This is a genomic window from Streptomyces sp. NBC_01017 (assembly GCF_045162795.1).
GTDB classification, from domain to species: Bacteria; Actinomycetota; Actinomycetes; order Streptomycetales; family Streptomycetaceae; genus Streptomyces; species Streptomyces machairae.
The window spans coordinates 2,574,743-2,589,989 of sequence record NZ_CP108683.1 but is presented as its reverse complement, the minus strand read 5'-3'; the positions used below and the strand labels follow the sequence as shown (position 1 = coordinate 2,589,989).

General features: G+C 70.5%; 13 protein-coding genes and 1 pseudogene. 7 read left to right on the top strand and 7 right to left on the bottom strand.

The window, feature by feature from the left end:
* Nucleotides 1-98 precede the first annotated feature (98 nt).
* Nucleotides 99-914, bottom strand: a complete 816-nt coding sequence (locus OG331_RS11980; RefSeq protein WP_406194920.1) for an SAM-dependent methyltransferase — start codon at nucleotides 912-914, stop codon at nucleotides 99-101.
* 46 nt (nucleotides 915-960) lie between these two features.
* Nucleotides 961-1,824 (bottom strand): helix-turn-helix domain-containing protein, encoded by an 864-nt coding sequence (locus OG331_RS11975; protein ID WP_406194918.1) that lies wholly within the window; start codon nucleotides 1,822-1,824, stop codon nucleotides 961-963.
* A gap of 221 nt (nucleotides 1,825-2,045) precedes the next feature.
* Between OG331_RS11975 and OG331_RS11970 the strand changes: the two genes are divergently transcribed.
* The gene (locus tag OG331_RS11970; protein WP_406194916.1) at nucleotides 2,046-2,471 is read left to right on the top strand and encodes a hypothetical protein; all 426 of its coding nucleotides are present in this window, start codon (nucleotides 2,046-2,048) and stop codon (nucleotides 2,469-2,471) included.
* Here OG331_RS11970 and OG331_RS11965 read toward each other — a convergent pair.
* Entirely contained in the window at nucleotides 2,453-3,298 is an 846-nt protein-coding gene (locus tag OG331_RS11965) for a helix-turn-helix domain-containing protein (protein WP_406194914.1), read from the bottom strand. The genes OG331_RS11970 and OG331_RS11965 overlap by 19 nt on opposite strands.
* 30 nt (nucleotides 3,299-3,328) lie before the next feature.
* Here OG331_RS11965 and OG331_RS11960 point away from each other — a divergent pair, with 30 nt between their 5' ends.
* The 3 genes from OG331_RS11960 to OG331_RS11950 all read left to right on the top strand — a co-directional run bounded on the left by OG331_RS11960 (nucleotide 3,329) and on the right by OG331_RS11950 (nucleotide 5,574).
* Nucleotides 3,329-4,435, top strand: a complete 1,107-nt coding sequence (locus OG331_RS11960; RefSeq protein ID WP_406194912.1) for an ADP-ribosylglycohydrolase family protein — start codon at nucleotides 3,329-3,331, stop codon at nucleotides 4,433-4,435.
* Between the two features lie 87 nt (nucleotides 4,436-4,522).
* The gene (locus OG331_RS11955) at nucleotides 4,523-4,825 is read left to right on the top strand and encodes a 4a-hydroxytetrahydrobiopterin dehydratase (RefSeq protein ID WP_406194910.1); all 303 of its coding nucleotides are present in this window, start codon (nucleotides 4,523-4,525) and stop codon (nucleotides 4,823-4,825) included.
* Nucleotides 4,826-4,830: 5 nt separating this feature from the next.
* Entirely contained in the window at nucleotides 4,831-5,574 is a 744-nt protein-coding gene (locus tag OG331_RS11950) for a class I SAM-dependent methyltransferase (protein ID WP_406194907.1), read from the top strand.
* Here the strand turns inward: OG331_RS11950 and OG331_RS11945 are convergent.
* Nucleotides 5,543-6,019 (bottom strand): hypothetical protein, encoded by a 477-nt coding sequence (locus tag OG331_RS11945; RefSeq protein ID WP_406194905.1) that lies wholly within the window; start codon nucleotides 6,017-6,019, stop codon nucleotides 5,543-5,545. The two genes, OG331_RS11950 and OG331_RS11945, sit on opposite strands and share 32 nt — an antisense overlap.
* Nucleotides 6,016-6,513 carry a hypothetical protein gene (locus tag OG331_RS11940; RefSeq protein ID WP_406194903.1) on the bottom strand — a complete coding sequence of 166 codons (498 nt, stop codon included), beginning with the start codon at nucleotides 6,511-6,513 and terminating at the stop codon, nucleotides 6,016-6,018. The genes OG331_RS11945 and OG331_RS11940 overlap by 4 nt, the downstream gene beginning before the upstream one ends.
* A gap of 39 nt (nucleotides 6,514-6,552) precedes the next feature.
* Here OG331_RS11940 and OG331_RS11935 point away from each other — a divergent pair, with 39 nt between their 5' ends.
* Both OG331_RS11935 and OG331_RS11930 read left to right on the top strand, forming a co-directional pair.
* Nucleotides 6,553-7,503, top strand: a complete 951-nt coding sequence (locus OG331_RS11935) for a helix-turn-helix transcriptional regulator (protein ID WP_406194900.1) — start codon at nucleotides 6,553-6,555, stop codon at nucleotides 7,501-7,503.
* 40 nt (nucleotides 7,504-7,543) lie between these two features.
* Nucleotides 7,544-9,418: a rhamnogalacturonan lyase gene (locus OG331_RS11930; protein WP_406194897.1), complete on the top strand. Its 1,875-nt coding sequence runs from the start codon at nucleotides 7,544-7,546 to the stop codon at nucleotides 9,416-9,418.
* A gap of 81 nt (nucleotides 9,419-9,499) precedes the next feature.
* Here the strand turns inward: OG331_RS11930 and OG331_RS11925 are convergent.
* Nucleotides 9,500-10,007: pseudogene (locus OG331_RS11925) on the bottom strand (xyloglucanase); the annotation flags it as partial.
* Between the two features lie 89 nt (nucleotides 10,008-10,096).
* Nucleotides 10,097-13,012 carry a glycoside hydrolase family 48 protein gene (locus OG331_RS11920; protein ID WP_406194894.1) on the bottom strand — a complete coding sequence of 972 codons (2,916 nt, stop codon included), beginning with the start codon at nucleotides 13,010-13,012 and terminating at the stop codon, nucleotides 10,097-10,099.
* A 367-nt stretch (nucleotides 13,013-13,379) separates the two neighbouring features.
* On the opposite strand from OG331_RS11920, the gene OG331_RS11915 reads away from it, so the two are divergent.
* Nucleotides 13,380-15,101 (top strand): glycoside hydrolase family 6 protein, encoded by a 1,722-nt coding sequence (locus tag OG331_RS11915; protein WP_406194891.1) that lies wholly within the window; start codon nucleotides 13,380-13,382, stop codon nucleotides 15,099-15,101.
* The last annotated feature ends 146 nt before the right edge of the window (nucleotides 15,102-15,247 follow it).

Here is a 15,247-nt window from a genome sequence, read left to right as displayed (position 1 = left end):
CCGGGGGCCGGGGCTCTGGTCCCGAACCTAGGGCGGGGCGCGGGAGCGCACCCCTTCACAGCAGCCGTACGGGTCACCTCCGCACGGCATCCGGACGACTAGGGCTTGCGGGCGACCCCCGCGTACACCGGCACGATGCCCTCCGCCTGGGCCGCCACGTCCACCGCCTCCGGCCGCCAGCCGTAGACCGGGATGATGCCGGGGCCGAGCAGGTCCAGACCGTCGAAGAAGCGGGAGAACTCGGGCAGCGACCGGGGAAAGAACGGGGTGCCGCTGTGCCGGAAGTGGTTCGCCGCCTTCTCGATGGCCGCCGGGCTGAGGTCCGGGGTGACCTGGGAGAGGATCAGATGGCTGCCCGGGGCGAGCGCGGCGACGTACTTCTCCAGCAGGCCGTACACGTCGTCACCGTCGGCGTCGGCGCCCAGGTAGTGGGTCAGCGCGACCAGCGACAGCGCGACCGGCCGGCCGAAGTCCAGGGACTCGCCGGCCCGGCCCAGCAGCATGTCGACGTCACGGACGTCGGCGTGCACATAGTCGGTGCTGCCCTCGGCCGTCCCGTGCAGCAGCGCCTCCGCGTGCCGCAGCACGATCGGGTCGTTGTCGGCGTACACGACCTTGGACTCCGCGGCGACGCCTTGCGCCACCTGGTGCAGATTGGGCTCGGTGGGGATGCCCGTGCCGATGTCCAGGAACTGGCGTATCCCGGCCTCGGCGACGGTGCGCACGGCACGGTGCATGAACCGGCGGTTGGCGCGCGCACCGCGCAGAACCGTGTCGTCCACGGCGAGGATCTTTTGGGCCAGTTCCTCGTCCACCGGGTAGTTGTCCTTGCCGCCGAGCCACCAGTCGTAGACGCGGGCCGGGTGCGGCCGGCTGGTGTCGACGCGGGCGGGCACGGCCTCGGAACCGGTCATGCGGTGTGTTCTCCTCGGGGATCGACGGCCTTCCTGGCCGGCTGCCTCAACAGTCCTCGCGGTGCTCCCGCAGGATCTTCCTCGTGCGCTCGGCCGACGCGGCGGCCGTCGACATGTGGTCCAGGACCTCCAGATGCGCGGCGACCTCCTTGCGGGAGTCCAGGTACAGGGCGCCGGTCAGGTACTCCGTGTAGACCATGTCGGGCAGCTCGGGCTCGGCGAAACGGAACAGGGTGAACGGCGCATACGTCCCCGGGTGCGGGCCGGAGGCGAACTCGGCGATCTGCAGCGTGACGCGGTCCCGCTCGGCGAACTCCAGGAGCTTGTCAAGCTGGTCGCGCATCACCTCGCCGCGGATGCTCACCGGACGCAGCAGCACCGTCTCGTCCATGATCACCCACATGTGGGGCGGCTCCGGGCGCTCCAGCAGCCGCTGCCGTTCCATACGCAGTGACACATGCCGCTCGATGGTCTCGGGCCCCGTCTGCCCTATCGTCCCCGCCTCCAGTACGGCGCGCGCGTACTCCTCGGTCTGCAGCAGGCCGGGGACGAAGTGCGGCTCGTAGGAGCGGACGATGCGGGCGGCGCCCTCCAGGCTCACGTACAGGCTGAACCAGTCCGGCAGCACGTCGTGGAACCGCTGCCACCAGCCCGGCTGGTTGGCCTCCTCGGCCAGCGACACGAACGCTGCCGCCTCGTCCTCCGGGACGCCGTACGTCTCCAGCAGCACCTGTACGTACGGGATCTTCAGCGCGACCTCGGCCGTCTCCATCCGCCGTACGGTCGCCGCGGCCACACGCAGCACGCGGGCAGCCTCGTCACGTCCCAGCCCGGCCGCCTCCCGCAGCTCCTGCAGGCGCCTGCCGAGCACCACCTGACCCACGGTCGGCGCGGGCCGCCGCTCACTCACGCCACGCCTCCCCTACGCGCCGAAAGTACGTCGAGCAGTGTGTCATGTTCCCGGCGCCCCCGGGGCGTTGCCATTACCCCACAAGTAATCGACCGCCCGATCCGGACACGAGACGGTGGAGTCACCGGATCCCGGGCCGGCGCACTCCGGCCCGGGATGCGGGCCCGCGCATCTCCACTCGACCTGCATCTCAATCCGACCTCGACGGAGGGTGATTCGTCATGTCCGCCACCTCGCTCGCCGCGCTCGCCCGGACCTCCGACCCGCAGACCGTGCTGCGCCGACTTCTGGCCCTGGACGCGGTGGTGACCGGGGCGAACGGGCTCGCCTACCTCGCCTTCTCCGGTCCGCTGGGACGGCTGCTCGGGGTCGACAGCACCCTGCTGCTCGCCCTCGGCGCCTTCCTCACCGTGTACGCCGCCGCCGTGGGCCTGCTCGCCTCCCGGGCCCGCCCCGCCGCGCTCCCGGTCCGTGCCGTGATCGAGGCCAACCTCGCCTGGAGCGTGCTGAGTCCGGTCGCCCTCGTGCTGTGGCTGTCTCCCGCCACCGCGGGGGCCGTGTGGACGGTCCTTCAGGCTCTCACCGTCGCCGGTTTCGCGGCGCTTCAGCACCTGGCCCTGAAGGCCCGTCAGGACATCAGGGACTGAAGGTACTTGACCGTCGCCGGGTCGGCCGGGAGGAACGTCTCGATGGCCAGCTCGGCGACGGTCACGTCCATGGGGGTGTTGAACGTGGAGATGGAGGAGATGAAGGACAGGACGCGGCCCTCGTGCTCGATCTGCATCGGCAGGGCGAAGTACGGGGCGGATTCGAGCGGTTCGGGGTTCGCCTCCCGTGAGCCGGGCCTCTCCTCCGGCGCCGGGTACGCCGCGACCTCCTCGTACAGCCGGCGCAGTGGTTCGGAGCGGTGCAGGGCGATCTGGCGCTCCATCTGGGAGAGCAGGTGGCCGCGCCACTCGTGGAGGTTGCGGATACGCGGCGCGAGGCCCTCCGGGTGCAGCGTCAGACGCATCGCGTTCAGCGGGGGCGCGAGCAGGCGCTCGGGGATGCCGTCGAGCAGCATCAGGATGCCCCGGTTGGCCGCGTGGACGTTGTACATCGCGTCGACCACGACCGCCGGGTAGGGCTCGTACCCCTGGATCAGCCGCTCCATGCCGGCGCGCAGGGAGTCCAGCGCCGGGTCGTCCAGCGGGGTCTCCGGATAGCGCGGGGCGTACCCGGCGGCCAGCAGCAGCGCGTTGCGTTCGCGCACCGGCACGTCCAGGTGCTCGGCCAGCCGCAGCACCATCTCCTCGCTCGGCCGCGAACGGCCCGTCTCGATGAAGCTGATGTGCCGCGCCGAGGAGTCCGCCCGTAGCGCCAACTCCAGCTGGCTGACCCGCCGTTGCTTTCGCCAGGCCCGCAGCAGAGGCCCTACGCCCCGATCGGCGGGGGCGGTGCTGGGCGCGGCATCTCCGGGCGGGACCATGGTCATGTGTACGACCGTAGTCGAGGAGCGTGTGAAATGACCGAGCCGTGGACGTCGACCCTGGTGGGCGAGGCCGTGTACCGATCCCGAGTGCGTGGCTGCCTCCTCGGCGGAGCCCTCGGTGACGCCCTCGGCTACCCGATCGAATTCAGCTCGCTGGAACGGATCCGGTCGGCGCACGGCGAGCGCGGAGTGACCGGACTCCTCTTCGCCGGTGACAGCCGCGTGGCCCTGGTCAGTGACGACACGCAGATGACCCTCTTCACCGTCGAGGCGCTGATCCAGGCCCATCAGCGCGAGCGGCTCAAGGGCATCGGCGGCGGATGGGCCCTCCTCGTGCGCTGGGCGTACGAGCGCTGGCTGGAGACCCAGCGGCACCCCGGCCCGGAGCAGGCCGCACCGCCGCAGAGCGGCGCCCCCGAGGGCGGCCTGATCACCCAGGCGTGGCTGTACGCCCGCCGGGCTCCCGGCAACGCGTGCGTGTCGGGGATCGCCCAGGGGGCGCCCCCTCTGGGGGAGTACGCCCCCGACCCCGGGCTCGCCCTCGACGGCACGCCCGGACAGGTCAACCCCGACTCCAAGGGCTGCGGCACGGTCATGCGCTCGGCCCCCTTCGGCCTGCTGAATTCCGCCGACGGCGCCTTCGCCATGGCCGCCCGGGCCGCCCAGATCACCCACGGTCACCCCACCGGCTACTACGCGGCGGGCGCCCTGGCCGCGATCGTCGCGCATCTCGTGGCGGGCGACTCCCTGGAGGGAGCGGTCCTGCGCACGCTGCGGCTGCTGGCGCGCCACCCCGGCCACGAGGAGACCTCGGCCGCGCTCACAAAGGCCCTCGACCTGGCCCAGGAGGGCTCACCGACGGCGGAGAAGATCGAGTCACTGGGCGCCGGCTGGGTCGCCGAGGAGGCGCTCGCGATCGGCGTGTACTGCGCCCTCGTCGCGCCCTCCGTGCCGGACGCCCTGCTGCTGTCCGTCAACCACTCGGGCGACAGCGACTCCACCGGCTCCGTCTGCGGCAACCTGCTGGGCGCCCGGCACGGCGACCACGGCCTCCCGCACGCATGGCTGGAGCGGGTCGAGGGCAGGGCGCAGATCGCCGCGCTCGCCGACGACCTCGCGGCCGAAGGCGTGCGGCGCTGATCCTGGGGGAACCGTCTGACCAGGGCCGCCGCGCGCAGGCTGTGGCAGGCTGAACGCGAACCATCCCCTGCAGGAAGGAGCGAGGCCATGCCCCTCGAACCGCTGTCGCAGAAGGAGATCGAGGACCGGCTCGCGGAGCTGCCGGGCTGGACGTCGGACGGCGACCGCATCGCCCGCTCCTACCGGCTCGCCTCGCACTTCGCGGCCACGGCGATGGTCGTGCACATCGCCCAGGTCCAGGAGGAGCTCGACCACCACTCCGACCTCACCCTCGGCTACAACACGGTGTCCCTCACCGTGAACACGCACACCGTGGGCGGCGTGACCGAGCTGGACTTCGCACTCGCCCGCAGGATCGAGGAGCTCGCCCCCGGCCACGGGGCACAGTGACGCGCGTGCTCGACTACGACAAGGAAGCCGAGCGGTACGACGCCTCGCGCGGCGGCGAGCCCCGGGCTGCCGCCGCGGCCCAGGCCGTGCTGGACCTGCTGCCGGACGGGACCCGGCGGCTGCTCGACGTCGCCTGCGGCACCGGCATCGTGACGCGGCGGCTCGCCGCCGGGCGGGACGGCCTCTGTGTGACCGGCGTCGACCTCGCGCCCGCCATGGCCCGGCAGGCCGCCACCCGCCTGCCCGGCGCCGTCGTGCTCGCCGACGGCCGCCGGCTGCCGTTCCCGGGCAACGGCTTCGACGCCGTCACCAGCGTGTGGTTGCTGCACCTCGCGCAGTCCGCGCAGGACGTACGCACCCTCGTCGGCGAGTGCGCCCGTGTGCTGCGGCCCGGCGGGGTCTACGTCACCACCGTCGACAAGGGCGCCGCGCACAACGTGGGCAGTGACATCGACGCCGTCATGGCATCCCGCCCGCCCCGCCCGGCCCGGGACGCGGCGGACCTCGTCGAGTCGTACGCACTCGGCCACGGCCTGGCCCCGGCCGGCGGGGCCGGCTTCACGGGTCACGGCCAGGGCCGCAGCCCTCGCCGCACGATGGCCGACCTGCGCCGGGGCTGGTTCGTCACCGTGCCGCCCGGCGGCGCGCTCGCCGACGGTTTCGCCGCCCGCCTGGCGAAGCTCCCGGACCAGGACCGGCCCCGGCCGGACCCGGTGTTCACGCTCCGCGCGTTCCGCAAGACCGAGTGAAGTCCATGGTCCAGTTGGTCAGCCAGGACTCACCGCCGTCCGTGGAGAACGCCTGCTCCCAGCGTGCCGTGGTGGCCGAGATGCCGGACCAGACAAACCGCACCCGTACGTCCTTGCCGTCGTGGACGTCGTCGCCGTAGAAGGCGCCGCGTTCGCCCTCGAAACGCCCGAACACCGGCGGGAACAGTGTGCCGGTGCGGCTGGAGGACCAGGTCAGCGACCACTGCTCGGTCTCCCGGTCGAAGAGCCGCAGCGTCAGCCCCTTCGAGCCCAGGTGCGGCATGTCGATCTCGTCGAGGTTCGCGGCCCCGTCGAACAGCGGTTGGCAGCGGCTGGTGGCCGGGAACTCCTCCCAGTCGCTGCCGGGGTCGAGGAAGTCGGTGCGGCGGCGGTGGCGGACCTCCCACTCGCCGTGGAAGAAGTCGAAGTCGTGCGGGCTGCTCATGTGCGGTCTCCAGTGGTTCCGTCGGGCCGGGAATCGGCCAAGTAGGCCGCCAGATCCGGGACTTCGGGCGCGAGCATGTGCCGCACCCAGGCGTCCCGTTCGTGCAGGATCGGCGGGAGCTCCCAGACGCAGCCGATCCAGGGCAGGTCGGGGACGACGAAATGCGTGGGGTCGCGGTCCGGGCAGCCCAGCACCGGCTGTCCCGCCGACGCGCCCTTGAAGTGCAGGACGTTGTCCCACACCCAGCTGTAGACGTTCAGATAGGCGCCGTCGTCGCCGCCCCGGTGCAGTACGACGAACGTCGCCGGGGGTGTGCCGTCCGGCTCCGGGAGCAGCTCCGGCAGGATCGCGTACGCCGCCCGCTCCACCTCGGGCGCGATGCCCGCGGGGTCGGCGGTGACGTGGTAGCGCTTGATGTGCCGCCCGGCCACCTCGATAGGCGGCGGCACGGTCAGCAGTTTCTCGGCGAAGGCGGGGGTCTCCGTAAGGGCCATGGCAGGACGTTATGACCGCTTCACTGACATCCTGTGGCAGTGAAGTCCAGCCGACTCGTCTCGATCCTCCTGCTGCTCCAGACCCGCGGCCGGATGACCGCCGCCCAACTCGCCGAGGAGCTGGAGGTGTCGGTGCGCACGGTCTACCGGGACGTCGAGGCGTTGAGCGCGGCCGGCGTGCCGCTGTACGGCGACGCGGGCCACTCCGGTGGCTACCGCCTGCTCGACGGCTACCGCACCCGCCTCACCGGCCTGACCAGCGACGAGGCCGAGGCCCTCTTCCTCGCCGGCGCCCCCGGCCCCGCGGCCCAACTGGGCCTCGGCTCCGTGCTGGCCGCGGCCCAGCTCAAGGTCCGTGCCGCCCTGCCCGCGGAACTGCGCACCCACGCCGACCGGATCAGCGGCCGCTTCCACCTCGACGCACCCGGCTGGTACGCCGACGCCGACGAGACGCCACACCTCCCGGCGGTGGCCGACGCGGTCTGGAACTGCCGCGTCCTGCACGTCCTGTACCGCCGCTGGCGTGAGCCCACCGACGTGGAGCGCCGCCTGGAGCCGTACGGACTCGTCCTGAAGGCGGGCCGCTGGTACGTCGTCGCGGGACCCGGACCCCGCACCTTCCGCGTCGATCAGATCCTTCAACTCACCTCCTCTCAGGCGGAGTTCACGCGCCCCGCCGACTTCGACCTGGCCGCGTACTGGAGGGCGTACCAGCGCGACTTCCACGACCGGCTGTACCGCCGGGAGGCGGTGGTGCGGCTGGCTCCCGGAGTGACCCTCGACCGCGCGGCCGGCCACCGTAAGGAGAAGGACGGCTGGACCAGGGTCACCGTCCCCATCGAGTCCGTCGACCACGCACACGCCGAGTTCCTGCGCCTCGGCATCGGCATCGAGGTGCTCCAGCCGCCCGAACTGCGCGAGAGGATCGCCCGGACGGTGGCCGAACTGGCCGAGAGATACGGCAACTTCGGCACGCACGGCGGCGACTGAGGGAGCGGAACCCGTCCGTCCTCCCGAGGAGGTACGTCACGTGCAGCACCCGCGCAAGCACCGCAGACGCCGGGCCGCGTTCGCCGCGACCCTCGCCACCGCAGCCCTGGCCGCCGCCGGGCTCACCACCCTGAACGGCGCCGGAACGGCCGAGGCCGCCACCGCCCGCCAGGTCGAGAAGCTCGACCGGGGCGTGGTCAGCGTCCACACCGCCGACGGCAACCTGGTCGGCTGGCGCTGGCTCGGCACCGACCCGAACGACGTCTCCTTCAACGTCTACCGGGCCGGTACGAAGGTCAACGCGACGCCGATCACCGGCTCCACGAACTACTTCCACTCCGGCGCCCCCGAACAGGCCGACTACACCGTCCGCGCCATCGTGAACGGCGTCGAGCAGGGCGACTCCGTGCACGCCGTCCAGTTCCGCCCGGGCTACAAGGACGTCCCGATCAGCCCGCCCGCCGGCGGAACGACCCCCGACGGAGTGGCGTACACCTACGAGGCCAACGACGCCTCCGTCGGCGACCTCGACGGCGACGGCGCCCTCGACATCGTCCTCAAGTGGCAGCCCACCAACGCCAAGGACAACTCCCAGTCCGGCTACACCGGCAACACCGTCGTCGACGGCATCAAGCTCGACGGCACCCGGCTGTGGCGCGTCGACCTGGGCCGCAACATCCGCTCGGGCGCGCACTACACGCAGTTCCAGGTGTACGACTACGACGGCGACGGCAAGGCCGAGGTCGCCATGAAGACGGCCGACGGCACGCGCGACGGCACGGGCACGGTGATCGGCAGCTCGTCGGCCGACCACCGGAACGCGTCCGGCTACATCCTTTCCGGTCCCGAGTACCTGACCATGTTCAACGGCCGGACCGGCAAGGCGATGGGCACGGTCGACTACGTCCCGGCTCGCGGCACGGTCTCGTCCTGGGGCGACTCCTATGGCAACCGGGTCGACCGATTCCTCGCCGGCACCGCGTACTTGGACGGCTCCCGTCCCTCCCTCGTGATGGCCCGCGGCTACTACACCCGTACGGTCGTCGCCGCCTGGGACTGGCGAGGCGGAAGCTTCACGCGGCGCTGGACCTTCGACACCAACTCCTCCACCAACAGCGGCAAGGGATTCGACGGCCAGGGCTCACACAGCCTGTCCGTCGGGGACGTCGACGGCGACGGCAAGGACGAGATCGTCTACGGCTCGATGGCCGTCGACGACAACGGCAACGGCCTGTGGACCACGCGGACGGGCCACGGAGACGCGCAGCACCTGGCCGACCTCGACCCCGCGCACGCGGGCCTGGAGTACTTCAAGGTCTCGGAGTCGGCCGGGCAGCCGGCCGAGCTGTACATCGACCCCGCGGGCGGCACCGTGAACTGGAAGCTCGCCGCCTGCTGCGACAACGGCCGGGGCGTCGCCGGGGACATCTGGGCGGGCAACGACGGCGCCGAGATGTGGTCCGCCTCCGACACCTCCGTCCGGGACGAGGCCGGCGCCGCCAAGGGCCGCGAGCCGTCCTCGGTCAACTTCCTGTCCTGGTGGGACGGCGACACCGTCCGCGAACTCCTCGACGGCACCCGCATCGACAAGTACGGCACCTCGTCCGACACCCGCCTGCTCACCGGCTCCGGAGTCTCCTCCAACAACGGCACGAAGGCCACGCCCGTCCTGTCCGGCGACATCCTCGGCGACTGGCGCGAGGAGGTCATCTGGCGCACGAGCGGCAACACGGCCCTGAGGATCTACTCGACGCCGCACGAGACGACCACGAAGATCACGACCCTGCTCCACGACACGATGTACCGCACGGGTCTGGCCTGGCAGAACACCGCTTACAACCAGCCGCCGCACCCGAGCTTCTTCATCGGCAACGGCATGCCGACTGCGCCGCGCCCGACCGTCCACACCCCGTGAACGATGGTGGGTGCGCACCCCACGGGAGGCGCGCACCCACCGGTTCGGGGCGACGTGAGGCCCAGCTGAAGCCGCCGGAGTTCAATTCAGGTCCGACGTATCGCCGTAGACGACCCCGCGCCCGTTCGTCGCCACGTGCACCCGCCCGTACACCCGCGGATCACCCGTGATCGCCGCACCCGTCCAACCCCACCGGTGGGCGTCGTCGTTGATGCGCGTCCAGGTCGCGCCCCCGTCCGTCGACCGGAAGATGCCGCGGACGCCGCCGATCTTCGCGCTGGTGTAGAGGGTCTGGTACGACGCGCCCGTGGCCGCCTAGCCGAAGCCGATGGTGTCGGCCTGCTCGACGCCGGGGAGCTTCGTCACCCTTCACGCCGGGCAACGCCTTGAAGCGGACGCCGTCACCGCTCGGCAACCCGGTAGCCGAGGACGCGGTGAAGGTCGCGCCGCCGTCCGTACTGGCGTAGAACTTCCCGGACTTGAACCCGTGGAAGGTCTGGGGGTCGACCCGGTCGGACTCGACGATCGCCCCGGCCGGGATACCGCTCGACGCCTGCACGGGGGTCCCTTCTTCGAAGAGGGTGGCGTGGGCGTCCCAAGGGCGCGGGGAACTGCGCGACCAGCCACAACCAGCCGGCAGTCGCCGTACTCCCGCGCCCCCAGTCGCTCTGCGAACCGCTACTCGAGCAGCTCCGCATACGAGCCCATGGCCAACGCAATGTCCGCCTGAGCCCAGAACCGGTGATACGTGAACGACGGCGCCGCCCCGCCCGCGAGATACGCCTCGATCTTCGACCAGGCCGGATCGTCCTCGTAGAACGACCGGATCGAATCGAAGGTCGACGACGAGTTGATCGCGTCACCGTTCGGCATCGTGCCGCTCCACCCGCTCGGGACGTAGATCGCGTCGTCGAAGCGGTTGTAGTCGGCGCGGGTCTCCGGGACGGCGATGCCGAGGTCGTCCTGGTGGTTGTCCCACATGCCGTCGAGCAGTGCCTTGGCCGTGGCCGCGGCCTGCGTGTCACCGGAGCGGTCGGCGTAGTACGTCAGGGTCTTGGCGTACGAGGCCGCCACGCCGACGTCGTTGGTGTAGTCGGCGACGGTGACGTGAAGTCCGGTGTTGGCGCCCGGACTTGACGCGTTCCAGGTGTCGGGCTGCCCCGACCACTGGAGCGTGGACGGGAACCTGAAGGTGCCGTCCGGGTTGACGGTGGTGTGGGACAGCGCCCAGTCGACCCACTTGTCGAGGACCGCCTTGGCAGCCGCGTTCCCCGTCTGCTGGTAGTACTCGGCCACCCGCTCCATCGACCACGCCTGGAAGCCGAACCACTGGTTGGAGGGCGGGTCATGGTAGACGGGCTGCTGGTCGTAGTACATGCCGTAGAAGGTCGACTTCCCGGCCGGCGGGGTCGCGTACCGGCCCGCCCAGCTGTTGGTCGCCCCGCCCGCGATCGCGCCCTCGCCGGCCTGCAGCCAGCGATAGAACTCGACCTGCCGCTCAAGGGACTTGGCCCAGTCCGCCTGCCCCGTCGCCGACTTCGGCTTCAGATCGGCATACGCGCTGAGCGCATACGCGGCCATCGGGTTCTGGTAGCCGCCGTGCGCATGGCTGGAGCCGATGCGCCAGGCCCAGCCCGCCGAGGTGTCGGTGGCGCCGCCCCAGGCGTAGTACCAGGAGAGCAGGTAGTGCGAGGAGTCCTTGCCGGTGCCGGCGGGACAGGCGGCGGGTCCCACGCAGTTGCCCACCTTCTTGAAGTACTTGTCGTACATCGCGTAGCGCAGGTAGTCGCCCATCTTCGCGGCCTTCGTCACGGTCGCGGAGATGTCACCGCCCTTGCCCTGCTCGTCGGCCCACTTGTCGGCCCAGTACGCGGCCTGCACCGCACGGGCGTCGGCGTCCGGGGCGTTGGTGAACTTCCACTGCTTGGCATACGACGCGTCACTGGTGAAGAGGTCCAAGTACCCGTTCTTTCCGCCGTACTTGAACTGATCACAGGTCGGCTGAGGCACCGTCTCCCACACCGACTCCTGCACACCGCGCTGGAAGGTGTTGATGTACGACGGCCCCGTGTCCGACGGCCCCGCCTCGCACTTGCCCGGCGAGTTGCCGTAGCCGTAGGTGTTGTCGACGTCCTGCAGCCAGTGCATGCCGTACACGTCGTCCGTGCCGTACGCGCTCTTCAGCTCCCCGGCGATCGGGTCCGAACCGGCCGAGACCGACGCGTCGAGCTTCGCCGGGTACTCGTTCGGGGTGTCGAGCTCGGGCGCGTAGGTCGCCGGCTTCGAGGCGTTGTAGAAGGAGTTGGTCGGCTGGTCGGCGTGGGTCGGGATCATGTACTTCTCCATGATTTCCCAGGCGCCGTTGAACTTGGACCAGTCGCCCGTGACCTTGCCGTACATCGCCTGCAGCCAGAGAAGGTAGCTGTAGGCCTCGGACGTGGTCTCGTGGCCGTGGTCCGGCGCCTCGACGATCAGCGTCTCGACCGAGTGGTAGGGGATGCCCTCGGGGGAGAAGTAGCCGTTCGCCGGGTTGGTGATCTTGCCGTACAGCTCCAGGAAGCGGGCGTCGTACGCCTTCGTCGCCGCGATCTGGGTCACGTTGACCGACGCCTTCGCATGGCCGTTGGCCGTCGACTCGAAAGTCGCCGCGCCGGTACCGGAGTTGTCGGCGGTGATGGTCACCTGCTGTGCGGTGTTCCAGTTCGAGGGCGTGAAGGTGAGCGAGGCGCCACCGGTGACCGACAGACCCGAATTGCCGCCGGTGCGGGCTGTGGTGACCGTGACGTCGGCCGACGGTCGGGTCGACAGCTTGATGTCGTACGAGGCCGTCCTGCCCTGCTGGACGGGGAGTTGAGTCTGTGAGGCCACCACGGCGGGGCCCGAGGCGACCGTGATGCCGACCGGCGTGGAGTCCGCGGACGCGCCCAGGCTGTCGTACCCCTTCGCGAGGAGCGAATGACTGCCCACGGTCAAGCTGGAGACCGAGAGCGAGTACGGCGCCGTCGTGTCCGTGCCCAGCAGTGTCGTGTTGTCGTAGAACTCGACCCTGCTGATCGTCGCACCGTCCGCGGCAGCGGCGGTGGCCGCGAGCGGGACGGCGTCGCCCTGTGCGTAGACGGCGCCCGCCGCCGGGCTGGTCAGCACGGTGATGGGGGGCTGGTGGGCGCCGGTGCAGCTCGTGCCGTTGATCGCGAAGTTCGTGGGGGCGGTGTTGGTGCCGCTGTAGGCGAACTGCGCGCCGGTGGTGACAGCGGCTCCGGCGGCGATGCGCCCGTTGTGGCCGGCGTTCTTCACGGTGACCGACTGGCCGGACTGCGACCAGGTGCCGTTCCAGCCGTTGCCGAGCTTCTGGTTGCCCGCGTAGCCGTACGTCAGGGTCCAGCCGTCGATGACGTCCGTGCCGCGGTTGGTGATCGTCAGGTCCGCGGTGAAGCCGGAGCCCCAGTCGTTGGTCCGGTAGTCGACACTGCACTGAAGTGCCGCCGCCTGAGCGGGAGTCGACCCCGTGCTCAGCATGGTCAGGGGAAGCGCCAGGGCCGCAACGACGGCCGTCCAGAACCGTCGTACGCCTCTGCGTCTGCGTGGGGGATGCACGTGCTGGTTCCTCCTTGCGGCTCGGAGAAGTCAAGGCTTGAACCAGTGGGAGCGCTCCCATAGTGGAGATGGGGGTGCGAGGGGTCAAGATGCTTGAAGAGTCGAAAAGATTCGATGCGTTCCGTTGAGTAAAAGTCAGCAACTCCCCTGTCCTTCACCGACACTTGGCGCTAGCTTCATGGACACCAGTGGGAGCGCTTCCATCAGTCGACGCGTCCGTCACGACGCGCCGGAGCTGTGAGGAGTCGCTCATGCGACACCCCCCGCGTTCAGTACTTTTAGCCGTCATCGGCACCTCCTCCTTGCCTCTTGCGCGCCCTGCACGGACGGACCGTCAGCACCCGCAACCAAGAAGGAACCCGCACTCATGACTCGTACCAGAACTGCGATGCTCGCCGCCCTGGCACTGGTCGCCGGGGCCTCGGGGACCGCGCTCGCCGCGGACCCCGGCGGAATCGGCACGGCCGCCGTCCCCTGCACCGTCGACTACAAGGTGCAGAACCAGTGGGACACCGGCTTCACCGCCGCCGTGACGGTCACCAACCAGGGTGCCGCCAAGTCCAACTGGTCGGTGAAGTGGTCGTACGCCGGAAACCAGAAGGTCACCAGCGGCTGGAACGCCAGGATCAGCCAGAGCGGCGCCGCGGTGACCGCCGCCAACGAGACCTACAACGGAACCCTGTCGACGGGCGGTTCGGTCAGCTTCGGCTTCCAGGGCTCCTACAGCGGCACCAACGCCGTCCCGGCCACCTTCACCCTCGACGGCGTGACCTGCAACGTCGACGACGGCTCGGGCCCCACGGATCCCACCGACCCGACCGATCCCGGCCCGACCGGCCCGAAGGTCGACAACCCGTACTCCGGCGCCAAGGTGTACGTGAACCCGGAGTGGTCCGCGAAGGCCGCCGCCGAGCCGGGCGGCAGCCGGATCGCGAACCAGCCGACCGGCGTCTGGCTCGACCGCATCGCGGCCATCAACGGCGTCAACGGCGGCATGGGTCTGCGCGACCACCTCGACGAGGCCCTGACCCAGAAGGGCTCCGGCGAACTCGTCGTCCAGCTGGTGATCTACAACCTGCCCGGACGTGACTGCGCGGCCCTCGCCTCCAACGGTGAGCTCGGCCCGACGGAGCTCGGCCGGTACAAGACCGAGTACATCGACCCGATCGCCGCGATCCTCGCCGACCCGGAGTACGCCTCGCTGCGGATCGTGACGACCATCGAGATCGACTCGCTGCCCAACCTGGTCACCAACACCGGCAGCCGGCCCACGGCCACCCCGCAGTGCGACGTGATGAAGGCCAACGGGAACTACCAGAAGGGCGTCGGTTACGCCCTGGGCAAGCTCGGTGACGCGCCCAACGTCTACAACTACATCGACGCCGGGCACCACGGCTGGATCGGCTGGGACGACAACTTCGCCGCCAGCGCCGCCGTGATGAAGGAGGCAGCCACCTCGGAGGGCGCCACCGTCAACGACGTGCACGGCTTCATCGCCAACACGGCCAACTACAGCGCCCTGAAGGAGAACAACTTCACCATCAACGACTCCGTCGGCGGCAAGTCCGTCCGCGAGTCCAAGTGGGTCGACTGGAACCGGTACACCGACGAGCTGTCCTTCGCGCAGGGCTTCCGCAACCAGCTGGTCACGACCGGGTTCAACTCGGGCATCGGCATGCTGATCGACACGTCGAGGAACGGCTGGGGCGGCAGCGCACGGCCTGCCGGTCCGGGCGCGACGACCGACGTCGACACCTACGTCAACGGCGGCCGCTACGACCGCCGGATCCATGTCGGCAACTGGTGCAACCAGTCCGGCGCCGGCCTCGGCGAGCGCCCGCAGGCCAATCCGGCGGCCGGGATCGACGCGTACGTCTGGATCAAGCCGCCGGGGGAGTCCGACGGCGCCAGCCGGGAGATCCCGAACGACGAGGGCAAGGGGTTCGACCGGATGTGCGACCCGACCTACACGGGCAACCCGCGCAACGGCAACAACCTGTCCGGCGCCCTGCCCGACGCTCCGCTGTCGGGGCACTGGTTCTCGGCGCAGTTCCAGCAGCTGATGCAGAACGCCCATCCGGCGTTGTGACGGTTCGGTGGTGACGTCGGCTGCGGGTTGTCCGTGGCCGGTCGCGCCCGCGCGGCGGAGCCGCACATAGGTACAGCCCCGCGCCCCTGTAGGGCGTCGTAGTCCGCCGGGGCGTGGACCGTTCTCCTGGTCCAGGCCCCGGCGGA

Excerpts from the sequence above, each read along its gene's own strand:
- OG331_RS11965 (WP_406194914.1), bottom strand. The coding sequence starts at position 3,298 with ATGACCATGGTCCCGCCCGGAGATGCCGCGCCCAGCACCGCCCCCGCC.
- OG331_RS11970 (WP_406194916.1), top strand. The coding sequence starts at position 2,046 with ATGTCCGCCACCTCGCTCGCCGCGCTCGCCCGGACCTCCGACCCGCAG.
- OG331_RS11980 (WP_406194920.1), bottom strand. The coding sequence starts at position 914 with ATGACCGGTTCCGAGGCCGTGCCCGCCCGCGTCGACACCAGCCGGCCG.
- OG331_RS11955 (WP_406194910.1), top strand. The coding sequence starts at position 4,523 with ATGCCCCTCGAACCGCTGTCGCAGAAGGAGATCGAGGACCGGCTCGCG.
- OG331_RS11945 (WP_406194905.1), bottom strand. The coding sequence starts at position 6,019 with ATGAGCAGCCCGCACGACTTCGACTTCTTCCACGGCGAGTGGGAGGTC.
- OG331_RS11915 (WP_406194891.1), top strand. The coding sequence starts at position 13,380 with ATGACTCGTACCAGAACTGCGATGCTCGCCGCCCTGGCACTGGTCGCC.
- OG331_RS11960 (WP_406194912.1), top strand. The coding sequence starts at position 3,329 with ATGACCGAGCCGTGGACGTCGACCCTGGTGGGCGAGGCCGTGTACCGA.
- OG331_RS11940 (WP_406194903.1), bottom strand. The coding sequence starts at position 6,513 with ATGGCCCTTACGGAGACCCCCGCCTTCGCCGAGAAACTGCTGACCGTG.